Here is a 20,709-nt window from a genome sequence, read left to right on the forward strand (position 1 = left end):
ACCCTATCGGCGCGGCGACCGGCTCAACGCTTCCGCACGAGCGCGATGAACATCGCGTCGGTGCCGTGCCGGTGCGGCCACAACTGCACGGTGCCGTCGTCGTCGGCCAGGTCGAGCGGATGCTCCGCCACCTGCTGCACGACGGCGGCCGTGTCGAGCGCCTCCGCGTCGTCGCCCCATCGCGAGAGCGCCCGCCCGAGGGTGCCGTGGGTCTCCGCGGTGTGCGGCGAGCAGGTCACGTAGGCGAGGACGCCGCCGGGCGCGAGCGCGGCGAACGCGGCATCCGCCAGCTCGCCCTGCAGCCGGGAGAGCTCGGCGACGTCGGTCGGGGACTTGCGCCACCTCGCCTCGGGACGGCGGCGCAGCGCGCCGAGGCCGGTGCACGGCGCGTCGAGCAGGATGCGGTCGAAGCCGCCCTCGGCGCCCAGTGCCGCCGGCTCGACCTCGCGACCGTCGCCGACGTGGACCTGCACGTCGAGCGGGACGGGCGCCACGGCCTTCCGGACGAGCTCGGCCCGCGCCGGCACGACCTCGTTCGCGACGAGCGACGCGCCGCCCGCGAGGGCCTCGGCCGCGAGCAGCGCGGTCTTGCCGCCCGGCCCCGAGCAGAGGTCGAGCCAGCGCTCGCCCGCCCGCACCGGCGCGACCCGGCTCAGCGCGAGCGCGGCGAGCTGCGAGCCCTCGTCCTGGACGCGGACCCGCCCCTCGTTGGCGGCGACGACGTCGAACGGCGCTGCGGCGGTGAGGCCCGTCGGCGAGTAGCGGTCGGGTTCGCCGAGCGCTGCCGGGTCGGCGGCCAGTCCCGGGAGCGCCGCGAGGTTGACCCTGGGCGAGGCGTTGTCGGCCTCGAGGAGCGCCGTCAGCTCGTCGACCCGGCCCTCGCGCTCGAGCGCGGCGCGAAGCGCCCGGATCACCCACACGGGGTGCGAGTGCACGGCCGCCAGCGCGGCATCGGGCGACCCGGCCTCCTCGGCGATGAGCTCGAGCCACGCCGCCGGCTCGCGACGCGAGACGGTGCGGAGGACCGCGTTCACGAAGCCCGCCGCCGACGGCGCCACGCGACGGACCAGGGCGACGGACTCGTTCACGGCCGCGTGCGTCGGCACGCGCGTGGCGAGGAGCTGGTGCGCGCCGAGGCGGAGGACGTCGAGCACCGGCGGGTCGATCGCCGCGACGTCGCGGCCCGCGGCGATCCCGATGACGGCGTCGTAGCGACCGATGAGCCGCAGCGTGCCGTACGTCAGCTCGGTGGCGAGTCCGGCGTCGGCCGCGCTCAACCGTGCGCGCTCGATGCGGGCCGGCAGCAGCAGGTTGGCGTAGGCGTCGGAGTCGCGGACCGCGGCGAGGACGTCGTAGGCGACGAGTCGGGCCGGGGAGACCCGCTCGGCCCGCGGGCGACCGCCTCGGCCGTCGCCTCGCCGGCTCGGCCGCCGACCGGCGCGACCGGGACCGTCGGGCCCGCCGGCGCCGTCCGAGCGTTCCGGCCGGCCGCTCCCCCGCGCGTCGTCGCTCATCGCGCGTCCGCCCGCTGGACGCCGAGGCCACGCCACCAGTCGGCGGCGGCCATCGCGTTCCGCCCGGCCGGCTGGACGCGGCGGAGTTCCAGGGCGCCGTCGGCCGTGCCCGCGAGCAGCCGCTTCCCGTCCAGCCGGAGCTCCCCCGGCTCGAATCGGCGGGAATCGGCGCCGACGGATGCCGGTGCGGCCGCCAGCACCTTGAGGCGGATCCCGTCGACCTCAGTGTGCGCACCGGGCTCGGGCGTCACGCCGCGGACGCGGGCATCGACCTCCGCGGTCGACCGGGTCCAGTCGATCCGGCCGTCCTCGATGCCGAGCTTGGGGGCGAACGTCGGCTCGCCGGACTGCGGGGTCGCGACCGCGGTCCCGGCCGCGATGGCGTCGACGACGTCCCCCACGAGCTCGGCCTCGGACGCGGCGAGCGACTCGAGCGCCTCGCCCGCCGTCTCGCCCGGTAGGACCGGGCGCGACCGGATCGCGTAGACGTCGCCGGCATCGAGGTCGGGCACCAGCCGGAAGACGCTCGCGCCGAGCTCGGCGTCGCCCGCGATGAGCGCGCGCTGCACCGGCGCCGCGCCGCGCCACGCGGGCAGTGCCGAGAAGTGCAGGTTGATCCAGCCGTGCGTCGGCGTCGACAGCAACGGCTCGCGGACGAGCCCCCCGTAGGCCACCACCACGCCCAGGTCGGGTCCGAGCGCGGCGACGCGCTCGGTCGCCTCGGCGTCGAGCCGCGCGGCATCGATGACCGGGATGCCGAGACGCACGGCGGCCTGCGCGACCGGGGACGGCGTCAGCACGCGCTTGCGACCGAGCGGAGCCGGCGGCCTCGTGACGACGCCGACGACCTCGTGGTCGGAGGCGGCGAGTCGTTCGAGGGTGGGCACGGCGACGGCGGGGGTTCCCGCGAACACGATCCGGAGGTGGGGCACACCCCATTGTCCCAGTGTCACGGGAGCCCGGGGTCGTCCATGCGGACGCGGACGACGGGCGGACGACCCGGTCGACGGCCCGCGACCGGGCGCCGACGTTCGGTCGCCGCTCGGATCGCCTCGCCCTTCAGGTGCTGGGCGACCTCGGCGCCGGCACCGTAGGCGAAGCGCACGATGGCACGCTCGAGCCCGTCGTCGTCGGCCGGCGTCGGACCGAGCACGTCGACGCCGTCGACGCCGCGCACCCGCTCGAGCGCCGCGGCGAGCCGATCGTGCGACGACACGACCGAGGCCATCCGCACCGCCGGCGGGAACCGGAGGGTCCGACGCGTCTCGAGCTCCTCGGCCGCCCACTCCGCCTGGCGCCACGTCGCGAGCGCCGTGCCGAGGGCACCGCCGACGCCCACGAGGAACACCGGCGAGCCCGGCGCGGCGAGTGCGGCGGCGTTCGACCACCAGCGCAGGCAGTCCTCGGCGACGCGCAGGGACTCGCGCAGGAGCATCCGCTCGCCGTCGAGCAGCAGGATCGCGCGGTATCCGCCGTCGGCGATGGGCTCGGCGCCGCGGGTCGCGACCACGAGCTGCGGATCGGGGCCAACGCGCACGATCGGTCGCTCGCCGTCGGAGACGACGACGCGCGAGCGCGGGAACGCGCGGCCGAGCTCCTCGGCGGTGCGGCTCGCGCCGACGACCGCGGCCCGCAGCTTCGTGCCCTCGCAGACGCCGCACCGCCATGCCGTCGCGGCGGTGCCGCAGAGGCCGCACGCCGGAGCCCCGCCCGTGCGCGGAACGACGAGCGCCCCGCCGCATGCCGCGCACCGCGCGGGCTCGCGGCAGCGGTCGCAGACGAGCATCGGGGTGTGCCCGGGTCGTGCGACCTGCACGAGCACCGGGCCCTGCGAGACGGCGACCTGCGCCTCGCGCCACGCGGCGGACGGGATGCGCGCGTTGCCGCTCTCCGGCGCGGCCTGCTGCTCGGTGAGGACCACTCGCGGCCGCGAGCCGCGGTGCAGGGGCACGTCGTGGACCCACCCGAGCTCGACGAGCCGCTGCACCTCGACGCTGCGGCTGTGGGCGACGAACAGCAGTGCGGCACCCGATTGCTCCTGGCGGATGAGCGCCGCGTCGCGGCTGTGGACGCCCGGCGCGAGCGGCTCGGACTGCAGCCCGTCGCCGTCGTCGACGACGACGACGAGCCCGAGCCGCGCGGCCGGCGCGTACACCGTCGACCGGCTGCCGACGACGACCCGTGCCGCGTCGGCCGTGGCGTCGAGGAACGCGCGGTAGCGCGCGGGCCCGGTCTGGCGCGCGTCCGTCCTGAGCACCCGACGCGGATCGACGAACTCGGCCAGCGCGGCCTCGAGCTGCTCCTGGTCGCGGTAGTCGGGCACGGCCACGACGGTCGAACGGTCGTTCGCGAGGGCGTGCGCCGCGCCCTGCGCGACGGTGCGCGCCCAGCCGCCGACCCAGGTGCCGTCCGCCAGACGCACGGGGCGGGCATCGGCGGCCAGCGACATCCGCTCGCCCGCCGCGATGCCGCGCTCGACGCGTCCCGGTTCGTAGCCGTCGATCGCGCCCGCGGCGTCGGGCAGTGGGCCGGGATCCGGTTCGGCGGCCCGCCACGCCCGCTCGGCGCGGACGTAGCGCGGCGGGATCGCGATCCGCAGGATGTCGCTCGCGTTGCCCGCTGCGCGGTCGGCGGCCGCGCGCGCGAGCCGCCACACGTCGGACGTCAACGCCGGCACGTCGGAGACGACGTCATCGAGCTCGCTGAGTTCGCCACGATACTCCGATCGCTCGGCGAGCTCGACGATCCAGCCCTGGGCGATGCGGCCCCCCGACCTGAGCGGCACGCGCACCCGGACGCCGCGCACCGCGGCGCCGGCGAGCCGCTCAGGGACTCGGTAGTCGAACAGCTGGTCGAGCTGCGGCAGCGGCGAGTCGACGAGGACCCGGGCCACCGGGCGACCGGTCACCTCAGCCCGCCGGCCACGTCAGAGCCCGGCGGCCGCGCGGAGGTCGTCGACGCGGTCGAGCCGCTCCCAGGTGAAGTCGGGCAGCTCGCGGCCGAAGTGACCGTACGTCGCCGTCTTCGCGTAGATCGGTCGGAGCAGGTCGAGGTCGCGGATGATGGCGGCCGGACGCAGGTCGAACACCTCGCGGATCGCCTCGGTGATGCGCTCCTCCGGCAGGTGGCCGGTGCCGAAGGTCTCGACGTAGAGCCCGACGGGCGCAGCGGCGCCGATCGCGTAGGCGACCTGCAGCTCGAGCCGGTCCGCGAGCCCGGCCGCGACCGCGTTCTTCGCCACCCAGCGCATCGCGTACGCCGCCGAGCGGTCGACCTTCGACGGGTCCTTGCCGCTGAACGCCCCGCCGCCGTGGCGGCTCGCGCCGCCGTAGGTGTCGATGATGATCTTGCGGCCGGTGAGGCCGGCATCGCCCTGCGGGCCGCCGATCTCGAAGCGGCCGGTGGGGTTGATGAGCACCTTGAGCTCGGGGCGGGCGAGCTCGACGCGGTCGAGCGTGGGCCGGATGACGAGCTCCTCGACCTCGGCGCGCAGCTGCTCGGTCGATACCTTCGGGGAATGCTGGGTCGAGAGCACGACGGTCTCGATGGTCCGCGCGGTCTGGCCCTCGTAGCCGATCGTGACCTGCGTCTTGCCGTCGGGGCGGAGGTAGTCGAGCTCGCCCTGCTTGCGCACCTCGGCGAGCCGTTCGGCGAGGCGGTGCGCGATCCAGATCGGCACGGGCATCAGCTCTGGCGTCTCGCGGACGGCGTAGCCGAACATGATGCCCTGGTCGCCCGCGCCCTGGCGGTCGAGCTCGTCGAGGCTCGCGCCCTCGCGCGTCTCGAAGGCGTCGTCGACGCCCTGCGCGATGTCGGGCGACTGCGCGCCGATCGACACCGAGACGCCGCACGAGCGGCCGTCGAACCACACGTCGGACGACTCGTACCCGATCGAGGTGATGCGGTCGCGCACGATCGCGGGGATCTCGACGTATCCCGACGTCGACACCTCACCGGCGACGTGCACCAGACCGGTCGTCACGAGCGTCTCGACCGCGACTCGGGCCGCCGGATCGACGGTGAGCAGCGCGTCGAGGATCGAGTCCGAGACCTGGTCGCAGATCTTGTCTGGGTGCCCCTCGGTGACGGACTCGGAGGTGAACTGGCGCAGTGCGCTCATACGGGGTGGGTGTCCTTCGTGGTGGGCTCGGCGCCGGGCGCGACGCGCTCGGCGATGACATCGAGGATGGCGTGCGCCACCGACATCTTGGTGCCGGACGCCTCGGCCGCGACGCGGTCGTCGGCGGCGATGATGCTCACGGCGTTCTCGTCGGCGGCGAAGCCGTGGTGCCAGCCGACGCGGTTGACGACGAGGAGGTCGGCGCCCTTCGCGCGACGCTTGGCACGCCCGAGCTCCAGCAGGCGGGTCGGGTCGGGCTCGGTCTCGGCGGCGAAGCCGACGAGCACGGTGCCGTCGTGCGGCGCGGCGCCGAGGCCGGCGAGGATGTCGGGGTTGCGCACGAGCTCGATCGACATGCGCTCCTGCCCGTCGACCTTCTTGATCTTCGCGTCGCTCACGTCGGCCGGACGGAAGTCGGCGACCGCGGCGGCCATCACGACGACGTCGGCGCCGGCGGCGGCCGCGGTCACGGCCTCTTGGAGTTCCAGGGCGGTCGAGACCGGGACGACGCGGCAGCCGCCGGGCGAGGCGACCTCGAGGTTCGCGGCGATGAGCGTCACCTCGGCGCCCCTGGCCGTGGCCGCCTCGGCGATGGCGACGCCCTGCTTGCCGCTCGAGCGGTTCCCGAGGAAGCGCACTGGGTCGAGCGGCTCGCGCGTGCCGCCGGCGGTGACGACGACGCGCCGGCCGGCGAGGTCGCCGACGGACTCCGTCGCCGGCGCCCCGGCATCGAGCCCGTGACGACGGGCCACCTCGAGCGCCGCCGCGACGATCGCGTCGGGCTCCTCGAGCCGTCCCGGGCCGCTGTCGGTGCCCGTGAGCTGGCCGACGGCCGGTCCGACGATCGTGACGCCGCGGTCGCGGAGCGTCGCGATGTTCGCCTGCGTGGCGGGATGCCGCCACATCTCGGTGTGCATCGCGGGCGCGATGACCATCGGCGCCTCGCTCGCGAGGACCGTGTTGCCGAGCAGGTCGTCGGCGAGGCCCGTCGCGAGCTTCGCGATCGAGTTCGCCGTCGCGGGCGCGATCACGATGAGGTCGGCCGCCTGGCCGATGGCGACGTGGCGAACCTCGGCCACGCCCTCGAAGAGGTCGACGTGGACCGGATTGCGCGAGATCGCCTCGAGCGTCGGACGCCCGACGAACCGCAGCGCCGACTCGGTCGGCACCACGTGCACGTCGTGGCCCGCGAGGACCAGCGAACGCACCACCGACACGGCCTTGTACGCCGCGATGCCGCCGGTGATGCCGACGACGATGTTCAGCGGCATCCGGGCCTGCCGGCTACTCGCCGATCGGGCGGAGGCGCAGCTTGTCCTCGTTGACCTCGTGGAGGGCGACCGAGAGGGGCTTGTCGTCGATCGACGAGTCGACCAGCGGCCCGACGTTGTCGAACAGGCTGCCCTCGTGGAGGTCGGCGTAGTAGTCGTTGATCTGTCGCGCCCGCTTGGAGGCGAAGATGACCAGCTGGTACTTCGAGTCGACCTTCGACAGGAGGTCGTCGATGGGCGGGTCGATGATGCCGGACAGCTTCTCAGCCATGGAGAGACTCCTTCAGGTGGGGCGCACCCCCGGTGCGCGGAAGATCGTGGCGCGAGGCAGGCTGACGCCGGCCCCGGCGAGGCCGCATCAAGTCTACGACCTTTTGCGCGGCCTCGCGGACCTCGTGGTTGACGACCCGGTGGTCGAACTCCTCGACGGCCGCGAGTTCGACCTTCGCGGTCTCGAGTCGGCGCTGCTGCTCGGCGGGGCTCTCGGTGCCGCGCCCGACGAGCCGCCGGACCAGTTCGTCCCATGTGGGCGGGAGGAGGAAGACGAGCGTCGCCTCGGGCATCGCACGGCGGACCGAGCGGGCGCCCTGGATGTCGATCTCGAGCAGGACGCTGCTGCCGGCGGCGATCGCGTCCTCGACGGGACGGCGCGGGGTGCCGTACCGGTAGGCGTTGTGCACGGTCGCCCACTCGAGCAGCTCGCCCGAGTCGACCATCCGATCGAACTCGTCGTCCGTGACGAAGAAGTAGTGCTCGCCCTCGACCTCCCCGGGCCGCGGCGCGCGCGTCGTCGCGGAGACGGAGAGCTTGACGTCGGGGTGGTGCTCGCGGATGTAGCCCGCGACCGTGCCCTTGCCGACTGCGGTCGGCCCGGCCAGCACGACGAGGCGATCGCCCGTGCCGCCGTGGTCGGCGACCCACCCGGCCGTGAACTCGCGCAGGCGCCGGCGCTGGAGGCGGCCGAGGCCGCCCAGTCGCTTCGAGTTCGCGATCTGGAGCTCCTCCATGATCCGCGCGCACTTGGTCTGACCGATGGCGGGGATCGACGTGAGGAACTCGGAGACGCGGAGTCGGCCCTCGACGCCGTCGGGCTCGTCGTAGGCGACCCGGAGCACGTCGAGCGGGCTCCTGGCGCCCTCCGCGACGGCGTGCTTCACGGCCGCGCGGGCGCGTCGCGCCGCCACCGCCGCGCGCGACGCGGCGACCCGGTCGACCTCGGGCGGGGCGGATGCCGTGGTCCGATCAGACATCGAGCGCCCCCACCTCGTCGGCACGGCGCGAGATCGCGTCGGCGATGCCGTCGGGACCGGCCGCGAGCAACCCGCGGCTGTCGGTCAGGATGGCGCCGGGCGCGAGCGCGCCCAGGCGCGCCGGGACGTCGCGGAGCTCGCCGCCCTGGAACCCGATGCCCGGGACGAGCACGGGCACGCGCGGGCGGGCGTTGCTCGAGACGTCGATGCCGAACTCCTCGGGCACGATGGTCGCGCCGAGCACGACGCCCACGGACCCGAACGCTCGCTCGTCGGCGCCCTCGCGGCTGCGGTTCCACGCATCCACGCCCGACACGATCGCACCGGCCACCGACGACCCCTCGCGGCTCGACCCCTGCAGCACGGCCTGCTGGATCGCCGCGGCCTCCGGGTTCGACGTCGCCGCGACGACGAACAGCCCCGCCTGCGCGGCCTCCGCCTGGCGCATCACGCCCTCGATCGATCCGAGGCCCTGGTACGCGTAGATCGTCATGGCGTCGGCGCGCAGCGGCGACCCGTGCGAGAGCCAGGCCTGGCCGTACGCCTCGACGGTCGACCCGATGTCGCCCCGCTTGACGTCGGCGATCACGAGGAGGCCGGCATCCCGGGCGAGGTCGAGCACGCGCTCCAGCGCGGCGTACCCGGCCGAACCGTGGCGCTCGAAGAACGACACCTGCGGCTTCACGATGCCGACCCGGCCGGCCGCGGCATCCACCACCCTCAGGCCGAACTCGCGGACGCCCGCCCCGGTATCGGGCAGGCCCCACTCGTCGAGGAGCCACGCGTGCGGGTCGACGCCCACGCAGAGGCGCCCGCGCGTGGCGAACGCCGCTTCGAGGCGCTCGCCGAACGAGGCGACGACGCTCACGCGACCACCTCGGCGGCGCGACGGCGCGCGTACTCCTGCAGGCTCGTCACGTCGAAGCCGCCGTCGTTCGCATCGAGCGAGGCGACCGCGGCCGAGAGCTCGGCGATGGTGGTGAACAGCGGGATGTCCGCCGCGACGGCGGCCGCGCGGATCTCGTAGCCGTCGGCGCGGGCCGAGCGACCGCTCGGCGTGTTCACGACCACGTCGATCTCGCCGCGATGGATGAGCTCGACGACCGAGGTCGCGTCCTCACCCTGCTTCTCGCTGTACTTCAGCACCACGTCGGCGGCGATGCCGTTGCGACGCAGCACCTCGGCGGTGCCCTCGGTCGCCACCAGGTCGTAGCCGAGCTGCTGCATGCGGAGCACCGGCAGGATGATGGCGCGCTTGTCGCGGTCGGAGACCGAGACGAAGACGCGGCCCGACAACGGCATCCCGCCGTACGCGGCGAGCTGGCTCTTCGCGAACGCCCTCGGGAAGTCGCGGTCGATGCCCATGACCTCGCCGGTCGAACGCATCTCCGGGCCGAGCACCGAGTCGACCATGATGCCCTCGCGCGTGCGGAAGCGGTGGAACGGCAGCACGGCCTCCTTCACCGCGACCGGCGCGTCGAGGGGCACCTTCGAGCCGTCGACCTCGGGCAGCATGCCCTCGTCGACGAGGTCGCGGATCGAGTCGCCGACCATGATGCGCGACGCGGCCTTCGCGAGCGGGATGCCGAGCGCCTTGGAGACGAACGGCACCGTGCGGCTGGCACGCGGGTTGGCCTCGAGCACGTAGAGCACGCCCGCGCCGATCGCGAACTGCACGTTGAGCAGGCCGCGCACACCGACGCCCTCGGCGATGGCGCGCGTCGCCTCCCGGACGCGGTCGACCTCGGCGCGACCGAGCGTGACCGGCGGCAGCGTGCAGCTGGAGTCGCCGGAATGGATGCCGGCCTCCTCGATGTGCTCCATGACGCCGCCGACGTAGAGTTCGGTGCCGTCGTAGAGCGCGTCGACGTCGATCTCGATCGCGTCGTCGAGGAAGCGGTCGACGAGCAGCGGATGCGTCGGGCCCACGATGCCCTGATCCTCGATGCGCGCGAAGTAGTCGACCAGGGAGGGAGTGTCGTACACGATCTCCATGCCGCGGCCGCCGAGCACGAAGCTCGGGCGCACGAGCACCGGGTAGCCGATCTGCTCGGCCACCTGCACGGCGCCCGCCAGCTCGGTGGCTGTGCCGTTGCGCGGCGCGAGCAGGCCCGCATCCTCGAGGATGGCGGCGAACTGCCCGCGCTCCTCGGCGAGGTCGATCGCGTCGGGCGTCGTTCCGAGGATCGGCACGCCGGCCGCCTCCAGGCCCTTCGCGAGCCCGAGCGCGGTCTGGCCGCCGAGCTGGACGACGACGCCGACGAGCTCGCCCGACTGCGACTCGGCGTGGATGACCTCGAGCACGTCCTCGAGCGTGAGCGGCTCGAAGTAGAGGCGGTCGCTCGTGTCGTAGTCGGTGGACACGGTCTCGGGGTTGCAGTTGATCATGATGGTCTCGTACCCGGCGTCGGAGAGCGCGAACGATGCGTGCACGCACGAGTAGTCGAACTCGACGCCCTGGCCGATGCGGTTCGGGCCGGACCCGAGGATGACGACCTTCCGACGGTCGCTCGGCGCGACCTCGGTCTCGAGGTCGTAGCTCGAATAGTGGTACGGCGTGAGCGCGGGGAACTCCCCGGCGCACGTGTCGACGGTCTTGAACACCGGGCGGATGCCGAGGATGTGCCGCACCTCGCGGGCATCGGCCTCGCCGAATCCACGGAGCTGGCCGATCTGGGCGTCGGAGAAGCCGTGGTCCTTCGCGAGCAGCAGCGTCTCGGTGTCGAGCGCCTCGGCCGCGGCGATCTGCTCGGCGACCTCGTTGATCAGCACGATCTGGTCGAGGAACCACGGGTCGATCTTCGTCGCCTCGAACGCCTGCTCGATCGAGGCGCCCTTGCGCAGCGCCTGCTGCACGAGCACGATGCGACCGTCGGTCGGCACGGTGGACGCCTCGAGGAGCTCCTCGACCGACCGCGCCTCGTCGCCCCAGTGGAAGCTCGACCCGCGCTTCTCGAGCGAGCGCAGCGCCTTCTGCAGGGCCGTGGAGAAGTTGCGGCCGATCGCCATCGCCTCGCCGACCGACTTCATGGTCGTCGTCAGCGTCGGATCGGCGGCCGGGAACTTCTCGAACGCGAACCGCGGCACCTTGACGACGACGTAGTCGAGCGTCGGCTCGAAGCTCGCCGGCGTCACCTTGGTGATGTCGTTCGGGATCTCGTCGAGGCGGTACCCGATCGCGAGCTTCGCCGCGATCTTCGCGATCGGGAAGCCCGTGGCCTTCGACGCGAGCGCCGACGACCGCGAGACGCGCGGGTTCATCTCGATGACGATCACGCGCCCGTTCTCCGGGTCGACGGCGAACTGGATGTTGCAGCCGCCGGTGTCGACGCCGACGGCGCGGATGATGTCGATGCCGATGTCGCGCAGCTTCTGGTACTCGCGGTCGGTGAGCGTGAGTGAGGGCGCGACCGTGATCGAGTCGCCCGTGTGGACGCCCACCGGGTCGACGTTCTCGATCGAGCAGACGACGACCGTGTTGTCGTGGGTGTCGCGCATGAGCTCGAGCTCGTACTCCTTCCAGCCGAGGATCGACTCCTCCAGGAGCACCTCGGTGGTCGGCGAGTCGTGCAGGCCCTGCGTCACGATGCGGACCAGGTCCTCCTCCGTGTACGCGAAGCCGGAACCCAATCCGCCCATCGTGAACGACGGGCGCACCACGAGCGGGTACCCCAGGTCGAGTGCGAACTCCTTCGCCTGCTCGAGCGTCGTGGCGACGTGCGAGCGCGCGACGTCGGCGCCGGCCTCGATGACGAGGTCCTTGAACAGCTGGCGGTCCTCGCCCTTGCGGATGGCGTCGACCTTCGCGCCGATGAGCTCGACGCCGTGCTTGTCGAGGATCCCCGCGTCGTGCAGGGCGATCGCGGCGTTGAGCGCCGTCTGGCCGCCGAGCGTCGGCAGCACGGCATCCGGCTTCTCCTTGACGATGATCGACTCGATCACCTCGGGGGTGATCGGCTCGACGTAGGTCGCGTCGGCGAAGCCGGGGTCGGTCATGATCGTGGCCGGGTTCGGGTTCACGAGGATGACCCGCACGCCCTCCGCACGGAGGACGCGGCACGCCTGGGTGCCCGAGTAGTCGAACTCGGCCGCTTGGCCGATGACGATCGGGCCCGACCCGATGACGAGGACGGAATTGATGTCGTCGCGCTTGGGCATTACTTGCCGGCCTCCTGGCTGTCGTCGGTGCTCCTGTTCGCGATGACCATGTCGCGGAAGCGGTCGAAGAGGTAGTTGGCGTCGTGCGGACCGGCCGCCGACTCGGGGTGGTACTGCACCGAGAACGCGGGGATGTCGAGGCAGTTCAGGCCCTCGACGACATCGTCGTTGAGGTCGACGTGGCTGACCTCGACGCGGCCGAAGCCCTGGCTCGACTCGCTGATCGCGTCGGTCGGCGCCGCGACGGCGAAGCCGTGGTTGTGCGCCGTGATCTCGACGCGACCGGTCGCCCGGTCGAGCACGGGCTGGTTGATGCCGCGGTGCCCGAAGGGCAGCTTGTAGGTGTCGAAGCCGAGCGCCCGCCCCAGCAGCTGGTTGCCGAAGCAGATGCCGAAGTACGGCAGGCCCGCGCGGAGCGCCGAGCGGAGGAGCTCGACGTGTCGCTCGGAGGCGCTCGGGTCGCCGGGACCGTTGGAGAAGAAGAGCGCGTCGGGCTCGATCGCGAGCACCTCGTCGGCCGTCACGGTCTGCGGGAGCACGTGCACGTCGAAGCCCCGCTCGGCGAGGTAGTTCAGCGTCGAGGTCTTCACGCCGAGGTCGAGCACGGCCACGGAACCGACCCGGTCTCCCGTCGCGGGCAGCGTGTAGCGCTCGCTCGTCGAGACCGCCCCGGAGAGGTTGCGGCCGGACATCTGCTCGCCCGACTCGACGAGGTCGAGCTGCTCGCCGTGCGAGAGGTACGCCTCCTCGCCGGAGAACACGCCAGCGCGCATCGCGCCGAGCGAGCGGATGTGCCGCGTCACGGCGCGCGTGTCGATGCCGCTGATGCCGACGATCCCCGCGGCGGCGAGGTCGTCGTCGAGGCTCCGCTGCGAGCGGAAGTTCGACACGACCCGCGAGGGGTCGCGCACCACGAAGCCCGCGACCCAGATGCGCGCGGATTCCATGTCCTCGTCGTTCATGCCCGTGTTGCCGATGTGCGGCGCGGTCATGAGCACGATCTGCCCGGCGTAGGACGGGTCGGTCAGCGTCTCCTGGTAGCCGGTCATGCCGGTCGCGAACACGGCCTCGCCGAGCGTGCGGCCGCGGGCGCCGTAGGCGCGCCCCTCGTAGCGGGTGCCGTCCTCGAGCACGAGCACGGCTCGGGTGCGGTCGACGGCGGCGGGCGCCTGCTCGTCGACGGTGGTCGGGGTCTCAGCCATCCGAGGCCTCGCTCTCTTCTGCGTCCGGCTGCGGCGCCTCGGGCGCCGCAGCGATCTCGTTCACGGCCGCCACGAACCGGGCGGAATCGCCCGGGTAGCGGCACCGGAGGTAGCTGTCGACCCGCGTCGGAACCTCGGGCTCCGAACGATCGTCGACGATCCAGGTGAGGGCCACCAGGCCCTCGGGCTCGACCCCGCGATCGATCGCGTAGGTCGCCGTCCCGGCGGCCGCGATGCGGTCGGCCGGGATGAAGCTCGGGTGCTCGCCCGCGACGCGGAGGAGCACACCCGTGCGGTGCACCTCGACGCGCGCCGAGCCGCGGAATGCGAGGCCCTCGACGGCGAGGCGCTCGAGGGGATCGCCCTCGGGGGTCGTCGCCACGTAGAGGGCCTCGATCTCGAGGATCGTCGAGCCGGGGTCGGCCGGCGGGCCGTAGGCGGCGAGCGTCTCGTCGCGCACGGTGCGTCGTCGCCAGGACCGCCACATGAGCCAGGCGGCCACGGCCACGATCGCGACGGCGACGAGCGCGCCGATCCAGCGGCTATCCACGTGCACCGCCCTCGGCGAGTCGGGCGGACACCTCGGCGACCTCGTCGGCCGGCCGGACGGCGCCGTCGAGGACGGTCGGCATGCCGCGGTGGAAGGTCGCCACGACGCGCCCGGGGAGCGTGCGCCCGAGGTAGGGCGAGTTGACGCTGCGCCCGGCGAGCCGGTCGGTGCCGAATTCGGCCGACGCGGCCGGGTCGACGAGCGTCAGCTCGGCGGCGGAGCCGATCGCGACGGGCTCGCCGTGGCCGGCCAGGCGGCCGATCCGCGCCGGGGTCGCGGAGAGCACCCGCGCGACGTCCGCCCAGCCCATCAGCCCCGAGTCGACCATGGTCTGCTGCACGACCGACAGCGCCGACTCGAGGCCGACCATGCCGTTCGCGGCGGCGTCCCACTCCGATTCCTTGGCCTCGACGGGGTGCGGGGCGTGGTCGGTCGCGACGATGTCGATCGTGCCGTCGGCGAGCGCGGCGCGGAGCGCCTCGACGTCCTCCAGCCGGCGGAGCGGCGGGTTGACCTTGTAGCGCGGATCGTAACCGGCGACGAGGTCCTCGGTGAGCAGCAGGTGATGCGGCGTGACCTCGGCGGTCACGTCGATGCCGCGGGCCTTCGCCCAGCGGATGACCTCGACCGAGCCGGCCGTGGAGACGTGGCACACGTGCAGACGGGAGCCGACGTGCTCGGCGAGGAGCACGTCGCGCGCGATGGTCGACTCCTCGGCGACCGCCGGCCAGCCGGCGAGGCCGAGCTCGCCGGAGAGCGCGCCCTCGTTCATCTGCGCGCCCTGCGTGAGGCGCGGCTCCTGCGCGTGCTGCGCGACGACGCCGTCGAACGCCTTGACGTACTCGAGCGCCCGGCGCATGAGCAGCGGGTCGAAGACGCAGAACCCGTCGTCGCTGAAGACGCGGACGCGGGCGCGCGAGGCGGCCATGGCGCCGAGCTCGGCGAGCCGCTCGCCCTTCAGCCCGACGGTGACGGCGCCGATCGGCTGCACGGTCGCGTAGCCCGCGGCCTCGCCGAGCGAGAGCTCCTGCTCGACGACGCCGGCCGTGTCGGCGACGGGGAACGTGTTCGCCATCGCGAAGACGGCGGTGAAGCCGCCGGCAGCAGCCGCCTGCGTGCCCGTGAGGACGGTCTCGCTCTGCTCGTAGCCGGGCTCGCGGAGGTGCGTATGCAGGTCGACGAGGCCGGGCAGCGCGACGAGCCCGTCGGCGTCGACGACCGTCGCGCCCGCGGCATCCGCCACCGAGCCGACCGCGGCGATGCGGCCGCCGTCGAGGAGGATGTCGGCGCGCTCGCCCGTCGGGAGGGTCGCGCCGCGGACCAGGAACGACTCGCTCATCGGGTCTCCCCCCGTTCGCCGGACAGCAACAGGTAGAGGGCGGCCATTCTCACTGATACTCCGTTCGCGACCTGCTCGCGCACCGTCGACTGCGTGGAGTCGGCGGCGCGGGCGGCGATCTCGAGCCCGCGGTTCATGGGGCCCGGATGCATGACCATCGTAGTCTCGGGAAGCTGGGCGAACCGGTGGTCGTCCAGCCCCCACGTACGCGCGTATTCGCGGCTGTTCGGGAAGAACGCGCCGTGCATGCGCTCCGCCTGGATGCGGAGCATCATCACGACGTCGGGACCGGCCGCGAGCGCGCGATCGAGGTCGTACTCGATCGTCGCCGGCCAGCCGGACACGTCGACGGGCACCAGCGTCGGCGGCGCCACGAGCGTGACGTCGGCGCCGAGCGTCTCGAGGAGCCACACGTTCGAGCGGGCGACCCGCGAGTGCAGGATGTCCCCGACGACGACGACGTGCACGCCGTCGAGGTCGCGTCCGCGCGAGGCACCGGCGTGCAGTCGGCGGCGCATCGTGAAGGCGTCGAGCAGGGCCTGGGTGGGGTGCTCGTGCGTGCCGTCGCCCGCGTTGACGACGCCCGCATCGATCCAGCCGCTCGTCGCCAGCGTGAACGGCGCGCCCGACGACGGATGGCGGATCACGACGCCGTCGGCGCCCATGGCCTGGAGCGTCTGCGCGGTGTCCTTCAGCGACTCTCCCTTGGAGACGCTCGATCCCTTCGCGCTGAAGTTGATGACGTCGGCGGACAGCCGCTTCGCGGCCGCCTCGAACGAGATGCGCGTGCGCGTGGAGTCCTCGAAGAAGAGGTTCACGACGGTTCGCCCCCGGAGGGTCGGGAGCTTCTTGACCTCGCGCTCCTGGACGGCGGCCATGTCCTCGGCCACGTCGAGCAGGGCGATGGCCTCGTCGCGCGAGAGGTCGCGGGTGCTGAGCAGGTGCCTCACTCGTCGCCCCCCTCGATCGTGACGGCGTCCTCGCCGTCGACCTCGGCGAGCCGCACGTTGATGCGCTCGCGGGTCGAGCTCGGCAGGTTCTTTCCGACGTAGTCCGCGCGGATGGGGAACTCGCGGTGGCCGCGGTCGACGAGCACGGCGAGCCGCACCGCGCGGGCGCGGCCGAGGTCGGCGAGCGCGTCGAGCGCGGCGCGGATGGTGCGGCCCGAGTAGAGCACGTCGTCGACGAGGACCACGACTCGGCCGTCGATCCCGTCGCCCGGCACCTCGGTGGGGTGCGTGGCTCGGATGGGGTTGCGGCCCAGGTCGTCGCGGTACATCGTCACGTCGAGTGCGCCCGCGGGCACGTCGACGCCGGCGATCCGCGAGACGATCCGGGCCAGTCGCTCGGCCAGCGCCACGCCGCGCGTGGGGATGCCGAGGAGGACGAGATCGTCCGCGCCGCGGTTGGCTTCGAGGATCTCATGGGCGATGCGGGTCAACGCCCGCTCGAGGTCGGCCTGCTGGAGCACGGTGCGCACAGCGATGCTGACTCCCTTCTCCGCCTCACGGGACGGACTTCAAGGTTGTCGGTCGATCGATCCTACCAGCGAGCTCGCGATGCCTCCGCCCTCCGCCCCCGGGACGCGGCGGAGCGGCGGGCGCAGTGCGCCCCGCCGCTCCCTCGTCGATCAGGAGCCGCCTGCTCACCGAGTACCGGCCCGGCCGCGCAGGACCCGCGAGGCGATGACGAGCGCCGCGGCGATGAGCACGACGTTCTTCGCGACGTACTGGCCGAGCAGCGTCGGACCTGCCGCCGTGACGAGTTCGCCGGTGAAGAGCACGATCGGGGAGAGGATGCCGACGAAGGCCACGGCGAGGAGCACGAGGCCGAGGCGCGCGAACACGCCCGAGATGAGCGCGAGACCGGCGGCCGTCTCGAGGACGGCGGTCAGGATCAGCGCGAGCTGCCCGCCCACGACGCCGAAGGTGAGGGCGCTCCAGGTCGCCGCGACGAGCGGCTCGAGCGGGCTGACGCCGGGGAAGAACTTCAGGACGCCGAAGACGACGAACACCGCGCCGAGCGCGACGCGCAGGGCGGGGATGCTCCACCGGTCGAGGAACGCCTTCAGCGCGCCCTCGGCGTCGGCGAGGCGGGAGGCGAGCGATCGGGGTTCGGCCCCTCGACGGGAACCGGCCTGCGAGAGGCCGTGCGCGGAGATGGTGGTCATGGCGGGGTGCTCCTTCCAGAGCGGGGGTCGGGTGCCGGGTGACGGATGTCGCGGAGTGCGACGTCTCCCAGTGAACGACCGTTCGCTCCCCCGCGGATCAGTGCCCGCTCCGGAACGCGCGGAGGGACGTCCCCGTCCCCGGACGCGGGCGCACCCCGGGCATCCCTCCGGGCCGGCCCGCAGCCCACCCCCGTCCGGGGGATCCTGCGCCAAGGGGGTGGCCGTGGCCGCGCAGCGCGTGCTGCAATGGCGCATGGCCGAGGTCATGATCGCCGTGATGCCCTTCTCCGGACACGTCGCGCCGCTCGCAGCCGTCGCGACGGCGTTCATCGAGGCCGGCCACGACGTCCGCGTCTACACGGGCCGTGCCTACGCCGACCGGTTCGCGGCGCTCGGCGCCGAGCCCGTCACCTGGTCGGCCGCGCCCGACTTCGACGAACTCGACCTCGCGGCGACCTTCCCGGCGCTTCGCGGCCGCAAGGGTCCGCGCCAGCTGCTCGCCAACGTGGAGCACCTGTTCATCGGGACCGGCGCCGCCCAGGCGGCCGACCTCGCCGCGGCCCACGGGCACCGCCCCTGGGACGTCATCGTCGCCGACAACCTCAGCCTGGGGACGCACCTCGCCGCCGAGCGCCTCGGCACGCCGTCGGTGACGGTGAGCATCGTGCCCCTCTCGATGCCGACCCCTGAGCTCCCGCCGCCCATCCTCCCGCTCCGACCGGCGACGGGACCGCTCGGACGGCTCCGCGACCGGATCCTGAACGGCGGGCTGGCGTTCGCGACGCGCAGGGTGCAGCGGGCCTACGATGCGCAGCGCGAGGCGGTCGGCCTCCCTCCGACCGACGCGCCCCTCGAGGCGGCGTGGCACTCGCCCGACCTCGTGTGCGCGTCGGGGATCCCGCAGCTCGAGTTCCCGCGCAGCGCCTGGCCCGTGCGCGTCGAGTTCGTCGGCGCACTGGCCCCGACCGGATCGACCAGGCCCGATCCACCGGAATGGTGGACCGACCTGCCCGACGACCGGCCGATCGTGCACGTGACGCAGGGGACGCTCAACGTCGACCCCGACGACCTCATCCGACCGGCGTTCGCGGCGCTCGGCCGCCAGCCGGTATCGATCGTCGCGACGACCGGCCGTGCCGACGCTCCCGACCTCCCGTTCGCCGCACCCCCGAACGCATACGTCGCGGGCCTCGTCGACTACGCCGAACTGCTGCCGAGGACCGACGCGATGGTCACCAACGGCGGCTGGGGCGGCGTGCTCGCGGCACTCGCGCACGGCATCCCGCTCATCGTCGCGGGCGGCGACATCGACAAGCCCGTCATCGCGACGCACGTCGCCTGGGCGGGTGCGGGCATCGACCTCCGGACAGGTCGACCGTCGCCGCGAGCGATCCTGCGAGCGTGGCGACGCCTCACGTCGGATCCGGCGTACCGCGAGCGCGCCGAGGCGCTCGGCCGCGAGCTGCGAGCCCATGACGGGCCCAGGGAGGTCGTCGCGCACACGATGGCGCTCGTCGAGCGCCGACGACGCATCGGCGTGGCGGACTGACCGCTGCACGGGGCGGTGGCCCCGCCGCGCGGCAGTGCGGGCGCGCTCAGCCCTTCGAGTGCGAGACCGCCGCCAGCAGGCCGTTCACGAAGCCCGCCGAGTCGTCGGTCGAGAGCACGGTGGCCGCCTCGACGGCCTCGGAGATCGCGACCGGGTCGGGGACCTCGTCGTTGTAGACGATCTCCCAGACGCCGATGCGCAGCAGTGCGCGATCGACCGCGGGCATCCGCTCGAGGGTCCACCCCCGCGAGTGCGTGGTGATCAGCTCGTCGATCTCCTCGCGGTGGTCGACGATGCCGTCGACGATCTCGCGCGCGTACAGCCACGACGCCTGACGCTCGGGCTCGTTCACGGCCCGCTCGGCCTCGGCCACGAGCACCTGCTCGACCGGGACCTGGCGCATGTCGGCCGAGTAGAGCATGTCGAGGGCGCGCTTGCGCGCCTTCGTACGGGCGCTCACTAGTCGTTCACGCGGCCGAGGTAGTCGCCCGAACGGGTGTCGACCTTGACCTTGGTGCCGGTCTCGAGGAACAGCGGGACCTGGATCTCGTACCCAGTCTCGACGGTGGCGGCCTTGGTGCCGCCGGTCGAGCGGTCGCCCTGCAGGCCCGGCTCGGTGTAGGTGATCTCGAGCACGACCGACGCGGGCAGCTCGATGTAGAGCGGGTTGCCGTTGTTCAGCGCGATGGTGACGGCCTGGTTCTCCAGCATGAACTTCTTGGCGTCGCCGACGACCGTGGCCGGGACGGTGAGCTGGTCGTAGTCGGTCTGGTCCATGAAGACGAAGCCGTCGCCATCGCTGTACAGGTAGGTGAAGTCGCGACGGTCGACGTTCTCGATGTCGACCTTGGCACCGGCGTTGTACGTCTTGTCGACCACCTTGCCGGTCACGACGTTCTTCAGCTTGGTGCGCACGAACGCGCCGCCCTTGCCGGGCTTGACGTGCTGGAACTCGACGACGCTCCAGAGCTGGCCGTCGATGTTCAGGACGACGCCGTTCTTGATGTCAGCGGTGGATGCCATGGAAGTGCTTTCCGTTCGGTGGAGGGGAAGTCTGCGGGCACGCCGAAGGGCGTGCGACTGGTCGAGTGTAGTCGACTCAGCTGGGCGATCGCAGGACCGAGCGCAGCAGCCAGTCGACCGCGAGCCGGTACGAGTCCGACCCGAACCCCGCGATCACGCCCGACGCGACCGCCGAGATGACGCTCGTGTGCCGGAACACCTCGCGCGCGTGCGGGTTCGACAGGTGCACCTCGACGAGCGGCACGCCCGCCGTCCTCAACTGCGCGGCCGCGTCGCGGAGCGCGTAGCTGTAGTGCGTGAACGCCGCCGGGTTCAGCACGACCGGCAGCCGGCGGTCCACCGCCTCGTGGATCCACCCGATGAGCTCGCCCTCGTCGTCGGTCTGCCGGAGGTCGATCTCCACCCCGTCGGGGACGGATGCCGCGAGGCTCGCGCCGATGTCGGCGAGCGTCTCCGAGCCGTACACCTCGGGCTCGCGCGTGCCCAGGCGACCGAGGTTCGGTCCGTTCAGGACGAGGATCGTGGTCATGCCCGAAGCCTAGCGGCGCGGCATCCGCCTGCCC

The 20,709-nt window shown here is 73.1% G+C and carries 18 protein-coding genes and 1 pseudogene; 1 reads left to right on the forward strand and 18 read right to left on the reverse strand.

Annotation, left to right across the window (positions count from 1 at the left end):
* Window positions 1-23: 23 nt before the first annotated feature.
* The 15 genes and pseudogenes from ABME02_RS05095 to ABME02_RS05165 all read right to left on the reverse strand — a co-directional run bounded on the left by ABME02_RS05095 (window position 24) and on the right by ABME02_RS05165 (window position 17,574).
* Window positions 24-1,514 carry an RsmB/NOP family class I SAM-dependent RNA methyltransferase gene (locus ABME02_RS05095; RefSeq protein WP_353814186.1) on the reverse strand — a complete coding sequence of 497 codons (1,491 nt, stop codon included), beginning with the start codon at window positions 1,512-1,514 and terminating at the stop codon, window positions 24-26.
* Window positions 1,511-2,446 (reverse strand): methionyl-tRNA formyltransferase, encoded by a 936-nt coding sequence (fmt, locus tag ABME02_RS05100; protein WP_353814187.1) that lies wholly within the window; start codon window positions 2,444-2,446, stop codon window positions 1,511-1,513. The genes ABME02_RS05095 and fmt overlap by 4 nt, the downstream gene beginning before the upstream one ends.
* Window positions 2,447-2,463: 17 nt before the next feature.
* Window positions 2,464-4,407 carry a primosomal protein N' family DNA-binding protein gene (locus ABME02_RS05105; RefSeq protein WP_353814188.1) on the reverse strand — a complete coding sequence of 648 codons (1,944 nt, stop codon included), beginning with the start codon at window positions 4,405-4,407 and terminating at the stop codon, window positions 2,464-2,466.
* A gap of 33 nt (window positions 4,408-4,440) precedes the next feature.
* Window positions 4,441-5,634 carry a methionine adenosyltransferase gene (metK, locus tag ABME02_RS05110; protein ID WP_353814190.1) on the reverse strand — a complete coding sequence of 398 codons (1,194 nt, stop codon included), beginning with the start codon at window positions 5,632-5,634 and terminating at the stop codon, window positions 4,441-4,443.
* A pseudogene (gene coaBC, locus ABME02_RS05115) lies at window positions 5,631-6,911 on the reverse strand (bifunctional phosphopantothenoylcysteine decarboxylase/phosphopantothenate--cysteine ligase CoaBC); the annotation flags it as partial. The gene metK and the pseudogene coaBC, both read right to left, overlap by 4 nt.
* Before the next feature lie 7 nt (window positions 6,912-6,918).
* On the reverse strand, window positions 6,919-7,176 hold the full coding sequence (gene rpoZ / locus ABME02_RS05120; RefSeq protein WP_092669843.1) for a DNA-directed RNA polymerase subunit omega: 258 nt from the start codon (window positions 7,174-7,176) through the stop codon (window positions 6,919-6,921).
* Window positions 7,169-8,155 carry a guanylate kinase gene (gene gmk, locus ABME02_RS05125; RefSeq protein WP_353814191.1) on the reverse strand — a complete coding sequence of 329 codons (987 nt, stop codon included), beginning with the start codon at window positions 8,153-8,155 and terminating at the stop codon, window positions 7,169-7,171. Before gmk ends, rpoZ begins: the two co-directional genes overlap by 8 nt.
* Complete coding sequence (pyrF, locus tag ABME02_RS05130; protein WP_353814192.1) at window positions 8,148-9,023, reverse strand: orotidine-5'-phosphate decarboxylase; 876 nt, start codon at window positions 9,021-9,023, stop codon at window positions 8,148-8,150. Before pyrF ends, gmk begins: the two co-directional genes overlap by 8 nt.
* Window positions 9,020-12,313: a carbamoyl-phosphate synthase large subunit gene (gene carB / locus ABME02_RS05135; RefSeq protein WP_353814193.1), complete on the reverse strand. Its 3,294-nt coding sequence runs from the start codon at window positions 12,311-12,313 to the stop codon at window positions 9,020-9,022. Before carB ends, pyrF begins: the two co-directional genes overlap by 4 nt.
* A complete protein-coding gene (gene carA / locus ABME02_RS05140; RefSeq protein WP_353814194.1) occupies window positions 12,313-13,515 on the reverse strand; it encodes a glutamine-hydrolyzing carbamoyl-phosphate synthase small subunit in 1,203 nt (400 codons plus the stop codon). The genes carB and carA overlap by 1 nt, the downstream gene beginning before the upstream one ends.
* Entirely contained in the window at window positions 13,508-14,065 is a 558-nt protein-coding gene (locus tag ABME02_RS05145) for a PH-like domain-containing protein (protein ID WP_353814195.1), read from the reverse strand. The genes carA and ABME02_RS05145 overlap by 8 nt, the downstream gene beginning before the upstream one ends.
* Complete coding sequence (locus ABME02_RS05150) at window positions 14,058-15,404, reverse strand: dihydroorotase (RefSeq protein ID WP_353814196.1); 1,347 nt, start codon at window positions 15,402-15,404, stop codon at window positions 14,058-14,060. Before ABME02_RS05150 ends, ABME02_RS05145 begins: the two co-directional genes overlap by 8 nt.
* Complete coding sequence (locus ABME02_RS05155; protein WP_353814197.1) at window positions 15,401-16,354, reverse strand: aspartate carbamoyltransferase catalytic subunit; 954 nt, start codon at window positions 16,352-16,354, stop codon at window positions 15,401-15,403. The genes ABME02_RS05150 and ABME02_RS05155 overlap by 4 nt, the downstream gene beginning before the upstream one ends.
* Window positions 16,351-16,890: a bifunctional pyr operon transcriptional regulator/uracil phosphoribosyltransferase PyrR gene (gene pyrR, locus ABME02_RS05160; RefSeq protein ID WP_353814406.1), complete on the reverse strand. Its 540-nt coding sequence runs from the start codon at window positions 16,888-16,890 to the stop codon at window positions 16,351-16,353. The genes ABME02_RS05155 and pyrR overlap by 4 nt, the downstream gene beginning before the upstream one ends.
* Window positions 16,891-17,049: 159 nt before the next feature.
* Window positions 17,050-17,574 (reverse strand): DoxX family membrane protein, encoded by a 525-nt coding sequence (locus ABME02_RS05165; RefSeq protein ID WP_353814198.1) that lies wholly within the window; start codon window positions 17,572-17,574, stop codon window positions 17,050-17,052.
* Between the two features lie 223 nt (window positions 17,575-17,797).
* On the opposite strand from ABME02_RS05165, the gene ABME02_RS05170 reads away from it, so the two are divergent.
* Entirely contained in the window at window positions 17,798-19,123 is a 1,326-nt protein-coding gene (locus tag ABME02_RS05170; RefSeq protein WP_353814199.1) for a glycosyltransferase, read from the forward strand.
* 46 nt (window positions 19,124-19,169) lie between these two features.
* On the opposite strand, the gene nusB is transcribed toward ABME02_RS05170, so the two are convergent.
* From nusB to ABME02_RS05185, 3 genes are all read right to left on the reverse strand, one after another.
* Window positions 19,170-19,583, reverse strand: a complete 414-nt coding sequence (gene nusB / locus ABME02_RS05175) for a transcription antitermination factor NusB (RefSeq protein ID WP_353814200.1) — start codon at window positions 19,581-19,583, stop codon at window positions 19,170-19,172.
* A complete protein-coding gene (gene efp, locus ABME02_RS05180; RefSeq protein WP_353814201.1) occupies window positions 19,583-20,146 on the reverse strand; it encodes an elongation factor P in 564 nt (187 codons plus the stop codon). Before efp ends, nusB begins: the two co-directional genes overlap by 1 nt.
* Window positions 20,147-20,222: 76 nt before the next feature.
* Complete coding sequence (locus ABME02_RS05185) at window positions 20,223-20,675, reverse strand: type II 3-dehydroquinate dehydratase (protein ID WP_353814202.1); 453 nt, start codon at window positions 20,673-20,675, stop codon at window positions 20,223-20,225.
* Window positions 20,676-20,709: the final 34 nt, after the last annotated feature.

It is taken from the genome of Agromyces zhanjiangensis (genome assembly GCF_040496055.1).
GTDB classification, from domain to species: domain Bacteria; phylum Actinomycetota; class Actinomycetes; order Actinomycetales; family Microbacteriaceae; genus Agromyces; species Agromyces zhanjiangensis.

Excerpts from the sequence above, each read along its gene's own strand:
- ABME02_RS05095 (WP_353814186.1), bottom strand. The coding sequence starts at position 1,514 with ATGAGCGACGACGCGCGGGGGAGCGGCCGGCCGGAACGCTCGGACGGC.
- metK (WP_353814190.1), bottom strand. The coding sequence starts at position 5,634 with ATGAGCGCACTGCGCCAGTTCACCTCCGAGTCCGTCACCGAGGGGCAC.
- rpoZ (WP_092669843.1), bottom strand. The coding sequence starts at position 7,176 with ATGGCTGAGAAGCTGTCCGGCATCATCGACCCGCCCATCGACGACCTC.
- gmk (WP_353814191.1), bottom strand. The coding sequence starts at position 8,155 with ATGTCTGATCGGACCACGGCATCCGCCCCGCCCGAGGTCGACCGGGTC.
- carB (WP_353814193.1), bottom strand. The coding sequence starts at position 12,313 with ATGCCCAAGCGCGACGACATCAATTCCGTCCTCGTCATCGGGTCGGGC.
- carA (WP_353814194.1), bottom strand. The coding sequence starts at position 13,515 with ATGGCTGAGACCCCGACCACCGTCGACGAGCAGGCGCCCGCCGCCGTC.
- ABME02_RS05150 (WP_353814196.1), bottom strand. The coding sequence starts at position 15,404 with ATGAGCGAGTCGTTCCTGGTCCGCGGCGCGACCCTCCCGACGGGCGAG.
- ABME02_RS05165 (WP_353814198.1), bottom strand. The coding sequence starts at position 17,574 with ATGACCACCATCTCCGCGCACGGCCTCTCGCAGGCCGGTTCCCGTCGA.
- efp (WP_353814201.1), bottom strand. The coding sequence starts at position 20,146 with ATGGCATCCACCGCTGACATCAAGAACGGCGTCGTCCTGAACATCGAC.
- ABME02_RS05185 (WP_353814202.1), bottom strand. The coding sequence starts at position 20,675 with ATGACCACGATCCTCGTCCTGAACGGACCGAACCTCGGTCGCCTGGGC.